This is a genomic window from Methylobacterium sp. UNC378MF, from assembly GCF_900103195.1.
In the GTDB taxonomy this organism is placed as follows: Bacteria; Pseudomonadota; Alphaproteobacteria; order Rhizobiales; family Beijerinckiaceae; genus Methylobacterium.
In genome coordinates this window covers 32,490-48,609 of the sequence record NZ_FMWU01000019.1, presented here as the reverse complement: position 1 = coordinate 48,609, position 16,120 = coordinate 32,490, and the positions used below count along the sequence as shown (strand labels likewise).

Annotated in this window: 17 protein-coding genes; 11 read left to right on the top strand and 6 right to left on the bottom strand. The window is 70.2% G+C overall.

What is annotated here, in order from left to right; all coding sequences use genetic code 11:
- Positions 1-8 precede the first annotated feature (8 nt).
- A complete protein-coding gene (locus tag BLT59_RS19860) occupies positions 9-548 on the bottom strand; it encodes an acyltransferase (RefSeq protein ID WP_091784282.1) in 540 nt (179 codons plus the stop codon).
- A 348-nt stretch (positions 549-896) separates the two neighbouring features.
- On the opposite strand from BLT59_RS19860, the gene BLT59_RS19855 reads away from it, so the two are divergent.
- The 4 genes from BLT59_RS19855 (at position 897) to BLT59_RS19840 (ending at position 7,404) form a co-directional block, all read left to right on the top strand.
- A complete protein-coding gene (locus tag BLT59_RS19855) occupies positions 897-2,186 on the top strand; it encodes a polysaccharide biosynthesis/export family protein (RefSeq protein WP_091784279.1) in 1,290 nt (429 codons plus the stop codon).
- A 103-nt stretch (positions 2,187-2,289) separates the two neighbouring features.
- A complete protein-coding gene (locus tag BLT59_RS19850; RefSeq protein ID WP_091784276.1) occupies positions 2,290-4,647 on the top strand; it encodes a GumC family protein in 2,358 nt (785 codons plus the stop codon).
- Complete coding sequence (locus tag BLT59_RS19845; protein ID WP_091784273.1) at positions 4,644-5,876, top strand: glycosyltransferase; 1,233 nt, start codon at positions 4,644-4,646, stop codon at positions 5,874-5,876. The genes BLT59_RS19850 and BLT59_RS19845 overlap by 4 nt, the downstream gene beginning before the upstream one ends.
- Before the next feature lie 700 nt (positions 5,877-6,576).
- Positions 6,577-7,404, top strand: a complete 828-nt coding sequence (locus BLT59_RS19840) for a response regulator transcription factor (RefSeq protein WP_091784270.1) — start codon at positions 6,577-6,579, stop codon at positions 7,402-7,404.
- A 716-nt stretch (positions 7,405-8,120) separates the two neighbouring features.
- On the opposite strand, the gene BLT59_RS19835 is transcribed toward BLT59_RS19840, so the two are convergent.
- On the bottom strand, positions 8,121-9,491 hold the full coding sequence (locus BLT59_RS19835) for a UDP-glucose dehydrogenase family protein (protein ID WP_091784267.1): 1,371 nt from the start codon (positions 9,489-9,491) through the stop codon (positions 8,121-8,123).
- A 394-nt stretch (positions 9,492-9,885) separates the two neighbouring features.
- On the opposite strand from BLT59_RS19835, the gene BLT59_RS19830 reads away from it, so the two are divergent.
- The 4 genes from BLT59_RS19830 to BLT59_RS19815 all read left to right on the top strand — a co-directional run bounded on the left by BLT59_RS19830 (position 9,886) and on the right by BLT59_RS19815 (position 11,387).
- Positions 9,886-10,107, top strand: a complete 222-nt coding sequence (locus tag BLT59_RS19830; RefSeq protein ID WP_091784264.1) for a DUF6894 family protein — start codon at positions 9,886-9,888, stop codon at positions 10,105-10,107.
- A gap of 89 nt (positions 10,108-10,196) precedes the next feature.
- Positions 10,197-10,433 carry a hypothetical protein gene (locus BLT59_RS19825; RefSeq protein ID WP_091784261.1) on the top strand — a complete coding sequence of 79 codons (237 nt, stop codon included), beginning with the start codon at positions 10,197-10,199 and terminating at the stop codon, positions 10,431-10,433.
- A gap of 168 nt (positions 10,434-10,601) precedes the next feature.
- Positions 10,602-10,907: a hypothetical protein gene (locus BLT59_RS19820; protein ID WP_091784258.1), complete on the top strand. Its 306-nt coding sequence runs from the start codon at positions 10,602-10,604 to the stop codon at positions 10,905-10,907.
- Positions 10,908-11,078: 171 nt separating this feature from the next.
- A complete protein-coding gene (locus BLT59_RS19815; RefSeq protein ID WP_244514059.1) occupies positions 11,079-11,387 on the top strand; it encodes a hypothetical protein in 309 nt (102 codons plus the stop codon).
- A 39-nt stretch (positions 11,388-11,426) separates the two neighbouring features.
- Here BLT59_RS19815 and BLT59_RS19810 read toward each other — a convergent pair whose 3' ends face one another.
- The gene (locus BLT59_RS19810; protein ID WP_091784255.1) at positions 11,427-12,452 is read right to left on the bottom strand and encodes a glycosyltransferase family 2 protein; all 1,026 of its coding nucleotides are present in this window, start codon (positions 12,450-12,452) and stop codon (positions 11,427-11,429) included.
- A gap of 126 nt (positions 12,453-12,578) precedes the next feature.
- Here BLT59_RS19810 and BLT59_RS19805 point away from each other — a divergent pair, with 126 nt between their 5' ends.
- Positions 12,579-12,797, top strand: a complete 219-nt coding sequence (locus BLT59_RS19805) for a hypothetical protein (protein ID WP_091784252.1) — start codon at positions 12,579-12,581, stop codon at positions 12,795-12,797.
- A gap of 191 nt (positions 12,798-12,988) precedes the next feature.
- Here BLT59_RS19805 and BLT59_RS19800 read toward each other — a convergent pair whose 3' ends face one another.
- Together BLT59_RS19800 and BLT59_RS19795 are read right to left on the bottom strand one after the other, a co-directional pair.
- Positions 12,989-13,219, bottom strand: coding sequence for a hypothetical protein (locus BLT59_RS19800; RefSeq protein WP_091784249.1), 231 nt, complete (start codon positions 13,217-13,219; stop codon positions 12,989-12,991).
- Between the two features lie 42 nt (positions 13,220-13,261).
- Entirely contained in the window at positions 13,262-13,999 is a 738-nt protein-coding gene (locus BLT59_RS19795; RefSeq protein WP_091784245.1) for a sugar transferase, read from the bottom strand.
- Between the two features lie 210 nt (positions 14,000-14,209).
- Here BLT59_RS19795 and BLT59_RS31390 point away from each other — a divergent pair, with 210 nt between their 5' ends.
- Both BLT59_RS31390 and BLT59_RS19790 read left to right on the top strand, forming a co-directional pair.
- Positions 14,210-14,368: a hypothetical protein gene (locus BLT59_RS31390; RefSeq protein ID WP_173009302.1), complete on the top strand. Its 159-nt coding sequence runs from the start codon at positions 14,210-14,212 to the stop codon at positions 14,366-14,368.
- A 141-nt stretch (positions 14,369-14,509) separates the two neighbouring features.
- Positions 14,510-15,586, top strand: coding sequence for an acyltransferase family protein (locus BLT59_RS19790; RefSeq protein WP_091784240.1), 1,077 nt, complete (start codon positions 14,510-14,512; stop codon positions 15,584-15,586).
- Between the two features lie 61 nt (positions 15,587-15,647).
- Here BLT59_RS19790 and BLT59_RS19785 read toward each other — a convergent pair whose 3' ends face one another.
- Entirely contained in the window at positions 15,648-16,013 is a 366-nt protein-coding gene (locus BLT59_RS19785) for an ArsR/SmtB family transcription factor (RefSeq protein ID WP_091784238.1), read from the bottom strand.
- Positions 16,014-16,120 lie beyond the last annotated feature (107 nt).

Genomic DNA, 16,120 nt, shown 5'->3' with positions numbered 1-16,120 from the left:
GCATTCCCTCAGGCAACTTGCAGAGGCTCGGCCGTCTCGGGCCGGGGCGACTGGGCGGATCGGGCGCTGTTGGCCCGCTTGGTGCGCGTGTCGCCGACGACCCGGGCAGGGCATCCGGCGACGATGGCGTAGGCCGGGACATCCCGGGTCACGACGGCGCCGGCGCCCACGAGCGCGCCCTCGCCGATGGTGATTCCCGCCACGATCGTGGCGTTGGAGCCGATGGAGGCGCGGGCCTCGACCACGGTCTCGACGAGGTCCCACTCGCCGTCCCGCTTCAGGCTCCCGTCCGCATTGGTGGCTTCCGGATAGATCTCGTTGGTGAAGACCACGCCGTGGCCGACGAACACTTCCGCCCCGATGGAGACGCCCGCGCAGATGAAGCTGTGCGAGGAGATCTTGCAGCGCGGGCCGATCCGGCTGCCCCGCTGGATCTCGACGAAGGGTCCGATGCGCGAACCGCTTTCGATTCGACATCCATAAATATTGACTAGATCTGGGTAGAATATACCCACATCAGGCCCAATATCTGCATCGGTAATCGGCATACCCGCCGCTCCTTTCGCCGAACTTCTGTGCATCAAAACTGCACAGAGCTGCGGACAGCCGGGAACCCAGGCTTTCGATGCCGTTCGTCCGTCGAAAGGCGAACGGCACCCGTCCGAGACGGCCCGTCCCGGTTGCGGCGCGCCGTTCCGGCCAGAGGGCCTACGCCGAAAGGCGCAGCCCCCGCCCCGGCATGGACGCGCGATCCCGCCTTTTGGAGGAGTCCCGGCTGGCTCTGCCGTTACGCATCATGCCGTCTCAGCCCTCCATGAGCCCGTGAGGCCGGCGCGCGGTCCTGCCGCTCGATCGCCGCGCCTGGATTCGGAGGGGGAGCCTAGAGGGAGTGCTGCGTGTCGAAGACTTCGACGAGGACCGAGGCTGCCCACGGCGCCGCCCGCGCCGGGTTCGCGGCCTGTCTGCTCGCCCTGTCCACGCTGCCGGCGGCGGCGGAGTACCGCATCGGCCCCGGCGACACGATCGAGGTCTCGGCCCTGAGCATCCCGAGCTTCAGGCAGGAGGCGACCGTCTCCCCCGACGGCACCGTCATGGTGCCGCTGCTCGGCGACGTGCCGGCGGCCGGCCTCACCGTCGCGGAGCTGCGCCAGAACCTGCAGAAGTCGCTGCCCGCCAAGGCGGTGCGGCAGCGCAACTCGGAGGGCAAGGAATCGATCGCCGTGATCGAGCCGGACGAGATCGGGATCCGGATCTCGAAGTACCAGCCGGTCTACCTGAGCGGCGACGTGACCAAGCAGGGCGAGCACCCGTTCCATCCGGGCATGACCGTCCGGCAGGCGGTCGCGCTGGCGGGCGGCTACAACCTCCTGCGGTTCAGGATGGAGAATCCGATCGTCGAGACCGCGAACCTGCGCGCCGAGTACGACAGCACCTGGGCGAGCATCCAGCGGGAATCCGCCACGGTCTGGCGCCTGAAGGCGATCGTCGCGGCGGCGCGGGGCGAGAAATCCGCGCCCGCGACCGACCCCGCTCCGGGCAGCCGCGCGACGCCGGCGCAGAAGCTCGCGGAGCAGCAGCTCAGGGTCCAGATGACCGACATCGCCAAGGAGAAGGACCACCTGCAGCGGTCCCTCTCCCGGACGCAGACGCAATACGCCAGCCTCAGCGAGCAGCAGAGCAAGGAGAGGGAGGGCGTCACCGCCGATGCCGAGGAATACGACTCGGTGCGCGCCCTGTTCCAGCGCGGCGCGGTGGTCACGACCCGGCTGACCGACGCGCGGCGGGCCGTGCTGCTCTCCTCGACACGGGCCCTGCAGACGACGGTGCAGCTCACCCAGCTCGAACGTGACAAGAGCGAGGTCGCCCGCAAGCTCGAGCGGGTCGACGACCAGCAGGCCCTGGACGCCCTGGAGAAGCTCCAGGTCGCGGAGAACAATCTGGCGACCTATCGATCGCGGCTGAACAGCATCAACGACAAGCTGGTCTATACCGGCGCCCTCCGGGCCCAGCTCCTGTCCGGAAGCCGCGCGCAGGCGTCGATCGCGGTCTTCCGCCAGGGCAACGCGTCCCGGAGCCAGCTCGACGCCGCCGAGGACACGGAACTTCAGCCGGGCGACGTCGTCGAGGTCGCGCTCAAGCCGGATCCCGCGATGCGCGGCATCGGCGACGGCACCGGCCAGAACTGACGACGCCCAACGCCCGGCTCGACGCGGCCCGACGGGCCGGGCCGGAATCCCCCTTCGACGGAGCGCGCTCCGAGGCGGTGACCGCCGCGGCGAGGAGAGATCCATGAACCGACACTCGACCGGTGCGTCCTTCCTGCCGATCGGCGCGGCCCGCGCCGGCGGGGCCGGGCCCTGGCGCAGCCAGCCCTTCCCGCCCGAGGCGGTGACCCAGGTCTCCATCCTGACGATCGCGCGGCAGAACTGGCGGTCGATCCTGGCCTTCGCCGCCGTCGGGCTCGTCTGCGCGGGAATCTACGTCGCGACCGCGCCCGCCATCTTCACCGCCCGGGCCCGCGTCTACATCGAGAGCCGCACCAGCCCGGTGACGGCCCGCGACACGCCCAATGCCGGGACCCCGCTGGAGATCGCCGAGGTCGAGAGCCAGGTCGAGTACATGCGCTCCGAGAAGATCGCCCTCGCGGCGGTGCGCAGGCTCGACGCCTCGGCCCTGCAGGATCTCGCGGCGCCGACGCACCCGCTCTTCGTGAAGATCCGGGAGTTCGTGAAGGCCGCCAAGGCGCTTCCCCTCCGGCTGATCGGCGCCGAGCGGCCGGTGCGGGAGCCCGCCCCCGTCAGCCCGGAACTGCGCCAGGCGCGGACGCTGCGCGAGAACGTGGAGGCCAGCCGCATCGGCGCGGCCTACGTCATCGAGGTCGGCTACAACGCCGACAATCCCACCACGGCGGCCGCCGTCGCGAACGCCGTGGCGGAGGCCTATGTCAGCACCGAGCTGGAGAACCGGGCGAAGGTCTGGAAGGTCGCCGGCGAGTGGATGCTGCCGCGCCTGACCGAACTCCAGCAGCGCGCCAGCCAGGCCTCGCGCGAGGCGCAGACCTACAAGGCCGAGCACACGATCATCGATCTCGGCAAGCGCGGCCTCGTGGGCGAGCAGCAGGTGGAGGAACTCAACACCGCCGTGGCCGCCGCCCGGTCCAAGACCGTGGACGCCCGCGCGGTGCGCGACCAGATCCGCGGGCTGCTCGATTCCGACATCGCCGATCCGGGGATCACCGAGGCCTTCAAGGACAGCGTGATCATCCAGCTGCGCCGGCAATATGTCGACCTCGTGCAGCGGGCCGACGACCTGAAGCGCCGCCTCGGCCCCGACCACGAGGCGGTCCTGGCGATCCAGCGGGACATCCAGGCGGCCAAGCAGTCGCTGCGCACGGAACTCGAGCGCCTCGCCGTCTCCCTGGACCACGATTACGAGGTGGCCCGGGCGCGCGAGGACAGCATGACCGCAGCCTTCGACGCCCTGATCTCGAAGACGCTGATCATGAGCAACGCCCGGGTCAAGGCGAAGGAGCTCGACCGCACCGCCGAGACCTACGACCAGATCTACACGAACCTGCTCCAGCGCTACATCGACGCCGTCAACCAGCAATCCTATCCGCAGCCCTCGGCCCACGTGATCACGCCCGCGACCGTGCCGGAATCCCCGAGCGCGCCCCGCGGCAGCCTGATCATGCTGCTCGGTCTCCTGGTCGGCACCGGCTTCGGCGTGAGCGGCGCCTTCGCGCGGCACTGGTTCGATCGGACGGTCCGGGCGCCCCGGCAGCTGACCGGCCACGGCCTGACCTGCCTCGCCGCCCTCCCCGAGCTGCGGCGCGAGCCCGGCTTCCGGGCCGCCCTGGCGCTGGCGCTGGCCCATGCCAGCGAGGCCCAGCGCCCGGCCAGCGTCGAGGCGTTCAAGGCGAGCGCGGTGCGGTTCATGCCGCAATCGGCCTTCGCCGAGCGCCTGCACAGCCTGAAGGCCCACGTCCTGGGCAGCGACCGACGCGGGCCGGTCTTCGCGATCGGCGTCACCTCGGTGGGGGCCGGCGCGGGCAAGACGCTGTTCGCGAGCAATTTCGGCCTGCTCCTCGCCCGCGCCCGGTCGAGTGCCGGGCGGGTCCTGATGATCGACGCGGATGTGCGGCAGGCGACGCTCTCGCGGCTCAGCCAGGCCACCGAGCAGCGCGGCCTGCTCGACGTGCTCGCCGGCCGCTGCTGCGCCACGGAGGCGGTGCGGCCCCAACCCGGGGAAGTCCGCCTGCTCGCCTGCGGCAACCGCCATCCGAACGATCCCCATTTCAGCGACCTGATGACGCCGGACGGCGTCGCGGCCCTGGTCGGCGACGGGCGCGCGACCCTCGACCGCGTCATCGTCGACCTGCCCCCGGTGGACGAACTCCCCACCCTGCGGCCGCTGCTCGACGGCCTCGACGGCCTCATCATCGTGGTGGAGGCGGGCCGGACGAGCATCGACGAGGTCACCACCGCCGTGCAGGATCTCGAGGCGAGCGGCAGCACCGTCCTGGGCATCGTGCTCAACAAGGCGAGCGACGAGCCGGCGGTCCGGCGCGGCGGCCGCAGGAGCGCGCTGACGCGCTTGGCCGGCCGCCCGAAGCGGAGCCGCGGCGCGACCGAGGCGGCCTCGTGATCGGCCCCCGCGCCGGCGGCATCGGCCGGGCGGCCTTCGCGCCGGCCCCGGTCGCCCCGGCCCCGGCGGTCGCGAGCCCGGCGACCGCCCCCGGCCGCCGGGTCGCCTTCTTCGGCCACGACCGGATCGAGCCGACGGTACGCAAGCGGATCGACGCCATCCGGGAGGCCGGCTGGTCCGTGGTCGTGTACGCGTTCGAGCGGGACCGCTACGGCGGCTCGGCCGAGGCTCCGGCGACGGACGACGTCGTGCCGCTCGGCCGGACGGTCGACCGGAACTACGCCCGCCGCCTGCCCCGCCTCGCCCTCGGCATCGCCCGCGCCCTGCGTCGCCGCCACGATCTGCGCGCGGCCGACGTGATCTACGTGCGCAACCTCGACATGGCCCTCGTGGCCTGGGCCTCGGCGCGCCTCGCCGGAAGCCGCGCGCGCCTCGTCTACGAGGTGCTCGACATCCAGCGGCTGATGGTCCGGCCGGACGCCCCGGGGCGGATCGCCCGCGCGGTCGAGCGCTGGCTCCTCGGTCGCAGCGCCCTCCTCGTCGTCAGCGCCCCGGACTTCATCGACCGGTATTTCCGGCCCGTCCAGGGCTTCACCGGGGCCTGGCATCTCCTCGAGAACAAGGTCATGGGCCATCGCCTCGGCGAGGTGGTGGACCGGCTGGACCGCACCCGCACGGCGGAGCCGCCCTGGGTGATCGGCTGGTTCGGGACGCTGCGCTGCCGCAGGAGCCTGGCGATTCTCGCCGCCATCGCCGACGCCCTCGGCGACTCGGTGCGGATCGTCCTGGCCGGGCGCCTCTCCGCGGAGGACATCTCCCCGCGGGAGCTGGCCGCGACGCTGGACGGCCGCGCGAACATGGTGTTCCGCGGCCCCTACGCCAATCCGGGCGATCTTCCCGAGATCTACGGCGGGATCCACTTCAGTTGGGCGGTCGATTATCTCGACGACGGACTGAATTCGGACTGGCTTCTGCCGAACCGGCTCTACGAGGGCGGCCTGTGCGGCGCCCTGACGCTCGCGCGCGCCGCGACCGCCACAGGCCGCTACGCGGTCGCGGAAGGACTGGGCTGGGCGTTTCCCGAGCCGCTCGCGGAATCGGTGACGGCCTTCCTGCGGACGCTCACCCCGGAAGCCTTCGCGCAGAGACATGCGGGCCTGCTCGCCCGCGACCTCACCACGTTCGTCGATGTCGACGGCATGCGCGATCTCCTGGTCCGGGTGGACTAGAACAGAGCCGTCGCAGAGCCTTTCCGGATCTCGCGGGACCGCCCCGGATGAACAGCTGATTCGCCCTGCGCGCGGGGGGCGCGCCAGAGTGCGTAGGCCGACCCCGGGCCATGTGCCTTTTGGTACGGCAGCGTGCCTACGAAATCAGTAATCGGGCTCAAACGCGCAGCGCGAGCGGGAACCTATGTCGCCTTTTAGACCCCGCTACAGACCGCATACCGGCACAGCTCGAATACTCAGCGCTCGAATACCCGGACCACATTCGAACCCTTGGATTGGGATTGAATGACCGAAAAAACAGCGTGGCAATAAGCAACGCCAAACGAGACAACGTTTCGTTATGTCAAAATCCCTCAGACGATCGAATACATTCGCCAAGATCTTGAAGCCTATCGCCGCCCGACGACGAACGACCTTGCGAATGCACATCTCCATCAGCCGCCGATCCCGCAGTCAAAGAAATAACTACGTACGTACGTAGTAGGCTTTGATTGTATTTAGCCCGGCAATTTTAGCGATTAGTTTCAGATGGGGTATTTACAGACGATTTTACGAAAGTTAGCATTGTATCCGTGGTCATTGGCGCTCGCCCCCATGGCGACCCATCGGATCGCACTTCTCGGTTTCACGCCGTCGGCGAACTTATTGAGTACTCCGTCACCGCCGACAATCGACTTCCTTCGAAAGGAGGTAATTTCTTATGGCCAGTCTTGGTACTCGAGACGCGCTCACCCTCGTCGAGCGGAACACGGCCGAGAGCCGCGGCGGCTTTTCGGGTGGACATGCCGGTGACGGCCCGGTCGTCATCGAGCCACGGGACCAGTCCCGGACACGCTCAAGCCGCATCGTGATCATCGATCGACGGCAGCTCGTCGGCCGATGCCTTGCCGCCTCCCTCAGCGAGGCCGACCGGGAGACGTCGTTCGAGGTCTTCGCCGACATCGACTCGTGGAAGCGGCAGAAGCCGTTCGTCCCGGCGAGCGTGGTCGTCCTCTGCCGGCCGGACGGCAACCTGTCCGAGACCGAATGGGCCGAGATCGTGCGGGAGCTGGCGTTCCTGCAGGGCGAGGCCGGCGCACCGCCGGTGGCGGTCATCTCGGACGGCGAGAACCTCGACCAGATCGTGCGGATCATCAAGCTCGGCGTCAAAGGCTACATCCCGACGACGACGTCCGTCGACATCGCCCTGCAGGCCCTGCAGCTCGTGCAGGCTGGCGGCGTCTACATCCCGGCCGAGTGCCTCCTGCCCCTGCTGGCCAATATCAAGATGGACGAGCCGGCCGAGCCCGGGGACGACGAGATCTTCTCGCCGCGGCAGCTCTGCGTGGCGCGGGCGCTCCGGAAAGGCACGCCGAACAAGATCATCGCGTATGAACTCAACATGTGCGAGAGCACCGTGAAGGTTCATGTCCGCAACATCATGAAGAAGCTCAAGGCCAAGAACCGGACCGAGGTCGCCTACCTGACCAACAAGTACTTCCTCCGGGAAGATTCGAGCCTGGCGAGCGTGAAGGTCCCGGCGGCCTGATCGTCCCGGTGCCGGCCCCGCTGCGGCGGGGCAGCCTCGGCGGCCCATCGATCCGCCGCCGCTGAGCGGGGTTACGGGCTCGCCGATTCGGGCGGCCCGCGAGGAAACCCGGTGTCTGTTCGGCCCGCGCGTGACGCGGACCGATCACCACCCCCGCGCCCATTCGGGCGCGATCACCGGCGTGATGGGCGCGGGAAAACGGGCTCGCTCCCGTGGCGGACGGTCCGACGCGTTGCGGGCCGCGCGACTTCTGCACCTGAGCGGCTTCCGGATTGCCGGCCTCCGGCACCCGCTCCGGGGTCGGGCTCGCCTGCAGCGCTCCCGAATGACCGGGCGGATCAACCGGCGCGGGACAGCGACGGGAGCCAACTTCCCCCAGGGGTGACGTTCTGGCGTTGCGCCCGCCCGTGCCGAGTGGGGCAACGACAGGCCATGGGGACATGGCGGCGACCGGCCCCGCCGGCGCGTGCCACGCCCGGAGCCTGTGCGACGCGGACAGCGTCGGCTCGCAGCCCGCACGCGAGGGAGGCTTCGCGCCATATCCGGCGCCGGCGGCGCCGCCTCAACCGGATCGATGACGGCTCCGGCTCAGACGCGGACGGTCGCAGATCCGGTCGCAGATCCACGCGAATCGATCCTGCACACGCGCACGCGGATGCCGCTCGGGCCGCAGCGTCCGACCATGACGGGGCATTCCCGTCCGCCGGGGAGGCGCCTCACGGATCCGCCGCGGCGACGGCGTCCTCGACGGCCTGCAGGGTCTCGGCGTCCTCCCCGGGCCCGGTGGGGCGGCCGATGCTGCTGTAGGCGAAGCCGTGAGACCGGACGTCGTCGGCCCGGTAGACGTTGCGCAGATCCACGAGGACCGGCCGCTGCATGGCCGCGTGCAGGCGGGCGAGGTCGAGAGCCCGGAAGGCGTCCCATTCGGTGACGAGGACCAGCGCATCCGCGCCCTCGGCACAGTGATAGGCATCCTCGGCGAAGGCGACTCCGGGCAGGAGCGGCCGCGCCTGCTCCATGCCTTCGGGATCGTAGGCGCGGACCATCGCGCCGGCATCCTGCAGGCCGGCCGCGATCGCCAGGGACGGCGCGTCGCGCATGTCGTCGGTGTTGGGCTTGAAGGTCAGCCCGAGCAGCGCCACCGTCCGGCCCCGCACCGAGCCGCCGCAGGCCTTGATCACCTTGCGGGCCATGGCGCGCTTGCGCTGGTCGTTGACCGCCACCACCGTCTCGACGAGCCGCAGCGGCGTGCCGGCATCCTGGGCGGTCTTGACCAGCGCCAGGGTGTCCTTGGGAAAGCACGAGCCGCCATAGCCCGGGCCGGCATGCAGGAACTTCGACCCGATCCGGTTGTCCAGGCCGATGCCGCGCGCCACCGCCTGCACATCCGCGCCGACCGCCTCGCACAGGTCCGCGATCTCGTTGATGAAGGTGATCTTCGCCGCCAGGAACGCGTTCGCCGCGTATTTGGTCAGCTCGGCGGTGCGCCGCGACGTGACCATGATCGGCGCCTGGTTCAGGTAGAGCGGCCGGTAGACCTCGCGCATCACCGCCTCGGCCCGGGCCTCCTCGGCCCCGACGACGATGCGGTCGGGCCGCTTGAAATCGGCGATGGCCGCGCCTTCGCGCAGGAATTCGGGATTCGAGACCACGGCGAACTCTGCGGTCGGATTGGCCTCGCGGATGATGCGCTCGACCTCGTCGCCGGTGCCCACCGGCACGGTCGACTTGGTCACCACCACCGTGAAGCCCGACAGCGCCCCGGCGATCTCCCGGGCGGCCGCGTAGACGAAGCTCAGGTCGGCGAAGCCGTCGCCGCGGCGGGACGGCGTGCCCACCGCGATGAACACCGCGTCCGCCTGCGCGACCGCCGCGTCCAGATCGGTGACGAAGGACAGCCGGTCCTGGCGGACGTTCTCGGCCACCAGCGCCTCGAGACCCGGCTCGTAGATCGGCATCCGACCGGCCTTCAGCGCCTCGATCCGGCCGCGATTGCTGTCGACGCAAACGACGCTGTGGCCGAAATCCGCAAAGCAGGCGCCGGAGACCAGACCGACATAGCCCGATCCGACCATCGTGATGTTCATGGATGCCTCGCCGCGATCGTCCCGACGCTCGGCTCTACGGCGGCCCGCCGGAGCCGCCAACATCATATCTTAGGCGTAGTCGCCTCTGCCGATCGGGCGTAGCGGCGGCGATTCGGACCCACCCCTCCCGTTCTCCGAGGCCCGATCCGCGCCCGGGACCGGGCCGCGCCGGCCATCCCCGTCCGGATATCGGGGCGCCCGGAGACTACGCCCTTCGGCTGACGGCGCGCCGCCGCCCGACGATCCGGTTAACATTTCCCCGGCGCATCACCCGAATTGTCAAAGACAGGCGGCTCATTTCTAGCCGCCTCATCGGGGAACGCGGACGGCTATGGTGCTAGACCCGGGCTATAGAACTGAACTCGCCAAAGAGTTCCGGCTGAGGAGAGCCCTGTTGGCGGCGCGTTTCTACTTCGAGATCGCAAATGCCGAGGAGACGATCCACGACCTGGTGGGGGTCGAGGCCGCGGGCCTTGAGGAAGCCCTGGTCGAGGCGCGCAGCGTGATCGCCGAGATGGCCGAGGAAATCACGGGGAACGGCCGGGAGCCGCCCTGGACCCTGCTCGTGCGCAACGAGGACGGATGGCTGGTCGGGCGGCTGCCCATCAGGAAGTGACGGCACGCCCCGCACGGCCGCGCTTCCTTTAAGATATCGTTAACGGATCCTCCGGAGGATCGGGCCTGCCCCCCCAGACCGTGGCAGCCATGGCCGGAACGCTCCTCTCCCAGAATGTCCCGCACGCCGCCCTGCAGGCGGACGCGATGGCCGCCCAGATGGCGCTGGCCGCCCACGCCCTGCGGATGCGCGGCGATGTCGGGACAGCCGAATCGCTCCTCGCAATGGCGCGGCACAACCGGATCCTCGGGCTCAAGCTGCGGGTCGCGCAGGGTCTCGCGCCGGGCCGGGACCGCGCGCAGCGTCCGACCACCGCCGGCCGATAGCGGTTCCGTCCCAGACGCGTCCGGGCGGGTCGCACCCGCCCGGACGCGCCGGCTCACGGCGGCGCGCGTGCAATGCGGAATCGGCACTGCAGAAAATCTATATGGTTGGCGCCCAACAAAGACCGTGATAAAGTAATAGAATAACTCCTGACAGGAAATTCAGTCCTCGTGTCGACGCCGGAAGCCGGACACTGCGAGGTCAGCGCGACCCTGGCGCTGGACATGGTCGGGCGCGCCTATCTGGCCCTCGCCCTGCTTTACGAGACGGCCCATCCGGGTGAGTTCGGCGACGTTCAGCAGAAGATCCGCACGTTCGTCGAGGACAATTTCCGCATCATCCAGGAAACGGACCGCAACGAAAGCCTGACGACCGGGAGCCTCGACGACGCTGTTCAACTTGTTAACAGCGTCCTCGGCGAGGTCGAGAACAAGATTGCCACGATGATCCGGCCGACGCGACACGCGCGCAGCTAAACGGAATCTTGGTTTTACCCATCCGAATCCGGGACTGTTGCAGTCAAGCCATGGCGCGTCGATAAATCGCCTCGCACCATTCGGGAACGAAGATTGTAACGATCCCTAACGTCGACAGTCAAATTTGGGCGTGTTACCCGGCGACAAGGGCAGGAATAGATAATACGCACAATGATGGGCAGCGATAATTGTGATCGGGGCGGGCGCAGCGCGGATGTCGCGCTGGAGGTTCTGGTCCGCGCCTATCACGCGCTCGCGGTCATCTACGAACTCTCCAGCCCCGGTGCCTACGCGGCGCTCCACGGCAAGATGATGCCCTACCTGCTGGACAGCTTCCGGCAGGGCGAGCCGCGGGACGCGGTCGATCCGGATCTGGACGCGGCGTTCTCGACGGCCCTGGAGCGGGTCCGCTGCGCGCTGGACGACGTCCGCTCCGACGTGGCGGCGGTGCGCACGCGCAAGGAGGAGCGCGACCGCTGATCCGTCGCGGCGGCGCGGACCGGATCGGCCGGCCGTGCCTCAGCCCGCCGGCTCCAGGCGGCGCTCCGGTCCGAGGAGCAGGCGCGGACCGGTCTCCCGGTCCGGCGCGGGGGCCGGCACGCGGCGCGCGCGCTTGGCCGCCAGGGTCACCGACAGGATGTGCCGCCACGCCAGGGGGGCGCCGAGCAGTTCCGTCAGGGCTGCCGCGTAGCCCTGGGTGCGCCGCCGGTCGAGGACGCGCCGGTGCTGCCAGCGCTTCGCCGTGGCGGCGCGGTGGGCCCGGAGCGCCGCGCGTGCGTCCGGGGCGAGGCCCGGCCGGCCCAGCATGGCGTCGTCGAAGGCCAGCAGCGCCGCGAGATCGTCGGTCCGGTGCTGCGCGCTCAGCGAGTTCGACCGCTCGACCGCCACGTAGCCGCAGGGCTCCGTCACGGAAAACACCGCTCCGGCCGCCAGCGCCTCGACGTAGAGGGCGTAATCCTCCCCGAGCCGCAGCCGCGCGTCGTAGCGGAGCCCCTGCCGCTCCAGGAAACCCCGCCGGATGATCGGTTTCAGGAAACCCAGTTCGCGCCGATACGCACCGGGGCGCGGGATGTTGCCGGCCACGAAGGCCGCGAGTGTGAGCCGCTGCGGCCGCCCGGGCCCGGTCACGAGGCCGGCGGCGGAGGCCGCCTCGCGGCCGCGGACCATGACGATGTCGTCGGCGATCAGGTCCCAGGTCCGGGGGGCGGACAGGAGGCGGCCGAGCCGGCCGTCGAGGAAGTAATCGTCGGCGTCGAGGATGCAGAGCAGCGGGGCGGTCGCGGCCGCGACGGCCAGGTTGCGGGCGCCGGCGGGGCCGAGATTGCCGGCCAGCCGGATCAGCTTCAGGCGGCCCGAACCGTCATCGGCGGCCGCGGCGACCGCGCCGGTCCGGTCCGCGGACGCATCGTCCACCACGATGACCTCCGCGACCTCCGGCTGCCGGAGCGCGGACGCGATGGCCACCGCGATGGTGTCGGCGGCGTCCCGGGCCGCGATGATGACGCAGACCTCCGGGACGGGGGACGGGGCCTGTAAGCTGCGCACCGGACGACTCCGCGACTCTCCGGCCGATCCGCGCCGCGGCCGGTCCGCCGACACGGTAGGGCGATCCCGGCCCGGGGTGCGAGATCGTCCGAAAGGAGAGGGCCGCCCCCGGGTCGGATCGTCCGAATGATCACCGGCCGGCGGCGACTGGTTGAGGACGTGCGCAGGACGCTCTTGTCCGGCCCGGACCTCCGCCTCTGCGTGGCGGCGACGCTTCCGCGCCGCCGGCACGTCTCGGACGGCTGGGTCAACGGCGACCAGCGCATGAACGACGCGATCGACGTCGCGTGGCGCGGCACGGACGCCCGCAAGGTCCAGCTCGACGGCTTCCGGGCTGAATCTTAACCTCTCCGCGTCAGGCTGGGCTCCCGAATGCGCCCGGAGCGACGCGATGCATTGGTCGAGCCTCGTCATCGCCGCGTATGCCGCCGGCTTCGTGGAATTCTGGCGCCTCTGCATCGAGGCACCCACCGCCGAGGACGATCCGGTCTGACATGCCCGCGCCGCCGAGACGGTTCGGGCCGATCCCGGGAGGCTCACCGCTCGTTGGTCATGGGCCGCAGCAGCGCGCCGAGCAGGAAGGCCAGCTGCCCGCAGATCAGCAGCGCCGTGCCGCGCCGCAGGCAGGCGCTGGCGCTCAGGTTGTAGACGCAGACGCCGTAGCCGACCTCCGCGGCGACGATCGGGATGAAGATCAGCAGCCGCCAGACCGAGCCGAAGCGCCCGAGCATCACGCCCAGCAGGGCGTTGAGCATCATGCCCTTCATCGGCGCGCTCCGCGGGCGCGGCGCGGCGGCTGGGACATGGCCCTAGCGGCTGCCGCGCTGGCTCAACACGGCCGGCACCGTCTTGAGGAGGATGCCGAGGTCGCGGGCGAGGCTCCACTGGGTGGCATAGGCGCAGTCCAGGGCGACGCGCTCGGCGTAGCCCGTGTCGCTGCGGCCGGAGACCTGCCACAGGCCGGTCAGCCCCGGCGGGACGGAGAAGCAGGTGGCGAAGTCGGCGCCGTAGCGGACGACCTCCGCCTGCACGATCGGCCGCGGCCCGACGAGGCTCATCTCCCCGCGCAGCACGTTCCAGAGCTGCGGCAGTTCGTCGAGGGAGGTCTTGCGCAGGACATGGCCCAGCGCCGTCACGCGGGGATCGTGGGTGAGCTTGTAGGAGGCCTCCCATTCGGCCCGGGCCGCGGGATTCGCGGCGAAGTGCCGTGCCAGCACCGCATCGCCGTCCGGAACCATGGACCGGAACTTCAGGCACCCGAAGGGGCGCCCGTAGCGGCCGAGGCGCTTGTGGCGGAAGATCGGCGACCGGCCGTCGCTGCCCCAGATCAGCAGGGCGATGAACAGCAGAAGGGGCAGCAGCAGGAACAGGGCCGTCAGGGCAATGGTGGCGTCGAGGACGCGCTTCGTCACCCAGCTCGCCCGGAGCCCCGCGCTGGCCTGAACCGTGGCCGGCAACGTCTTGACGAACGCTTCGTTGAGCGTCTCGACCATATCGTGTGGCGTCGACGACTCGATCGGCGTCGGGGGGCCAGCCGGGCGCAACATGTCGGCTCCTTGACTCGGGGCGAGACGGGGTCCGAACCTGCGGGACGGAACGAGTGCCCCTCGGCCCGGCCGGCGTCGCCGCAGCCGGCTCCGGTGGCCTTCAGCCGATCCGAAGGGGCGTCGATCGCAAGCGTAACCCTCGCGACAATTCTGGGCCGGCGACGGGCTCGGCAACAAGACGGCCGCCAATCCGTCAATGGAGGTAAGTCCTTGCTGGTCGTGCTGGTCTTTGCCGCGCTGACGGGAGGAGCGATCGGCTTCGCGTTGGCCCTTCCGCAGGGCATCCTGGTCGCGCTGCTGGCGGCGCAGGCCGCGGCGGCCCTCTCCGTCGGCCTCGTCGCCGTGCTCGTGCTCGCCCGGCGCCGCTGAGCGGCAGACCGCTTTCGGGGAGCCCCACCCCCGATCGAGGTAAGGGCCCCCGAATCGACATCCGATCTATGGCGGGGTGTCCGGCCGTGCGGGCGAGCTCTGCCTCGGGGCCGCACGGCCGATCACCGGACGAGACGCGCCGTGGCCCCTTCAGAGCACCGAATCGTCGGGTTCGACGGCCTGCGCGCCCTGGCCTTCCTGATGGTCTTCGTCAGCCACAAGGCGCCGAGTCCGAGGACCGAGGCCCTCGGCACCGCCGGCGTGTGGCTGTTCTTCGTCCTGAGCGGCTTCCTGATCGTCCGCATCCTCGCCGCCGCCCGCTCGGCCGTGGAGGCGGGCGCGTCGACGCCGCTCGGCAGCCTCGGGCTGTTCTACCGGAACCGGATCGCCCGCATCGTGCCGGTCTACTACGCCTTCCTGCTCGTGCTCTACACGGTCCGGCCCGGCGACCCGTCCAGTCTCGGCACCGCCGCGTTCGAATGCGCGACGTGGTTCTACGTCACCAACGTCTACATCGCGCAGAACGGCTGGGGGACCGAGCTCGGTCACCTGTGGAGCCTCGCCGTCGAGCAGCAATTCTACCTGCTGTTCGCGCCGGCGGCGCTGCTCCTGCCGCGGCGGCACCTGGATGCGCTGTGCTGGATCCTGGTCGGGGCCAGCGTCGTGATGCACGGCGCGCTGTGGCTGGCGGGCGCCGGGCCGACGCGATTCGATGTCGATACGCTGGCCAATCTCGGGCTGATCGCGCTCGGCGGCCTTGCCGGCCTGCGCGCCAGGCCGCTGCCGGGCTGGCTCGCGCAGGACTGGGCCCTGGCCGGCGTGCTGATCCTGTTCCTGACCCTGCCGCTCGCGGTGGCGCCGACCGGCTGGTGGCTGATCCTCGGCCGCCTCAGCGGCATCCTGGCGGCGCTGCTGCTGCTGCAGGTGATCCAGGCGCGGGAGGGCCGCGCGGTCGCCCTGCTGGAAATCCCGTGGCTGCGCCGGATCGGCGTGATCAGCTACGCCGCCTACCTGTTCCACGTTCCGCTCCACGCGGAACGGGTGCTGGCGCTGGTCGGCCTCGATCGCGCCGCACCGCGATCGGTCTCGATGGCGCTCGACCTGCTCCTGACGCTGCTGCTCGCGGAGATGTCGTGGCGGCTTCTGGAGCGGCCTGCCCGCCGGCTCCTGCGGGCCCCGCGGCGCCGGGTCGGCGCCTCCGCGCTGATCAGCCCGTAGTGCCGCCGGGCGGCACGCGGCGGACCATCGATGCGGGCCGCGAGCGGGCGTCGGCCTCGCCCTATGCCGGACGGGCCATCTCCGCGGCTCGCGGGGCCGAGCCGGCATCCGACGCGTAGGCGTTGATGATCCCGCTCAGCAATCCGGGAAAGCGCGCCTCCACTTCGGCCCAGCGCGAATGGTTGCGCACCTCGACGCCGTGCCGTTCGCTGCGGATCAATCCGGCCTCACGCAGCACCTTGAAGTGGTTGGACAGGGATGATTTCGGGATCACCCGATCGCCCAGCGCCGAGAGCGCCGAGCAGGCCTCGACGCAGCCCACCTGCATGATCTTGGCGAAGATGGCCGCTCGGATCGGATCGGATAGCGCGTGAAGGATCGCCTCCGGTCGCAGGTCCTCGATCGGGGGATGAGAGAGGGGTCTCATGATTTTTCCATATGGGGGCTTGATCTGCGCTCCGATAGTTCCGAAATTCCGAACTATGGGACTAAGGCCGCCATCCCGGGGCCGGTCCCTTCTGAGAGTTAGCACAC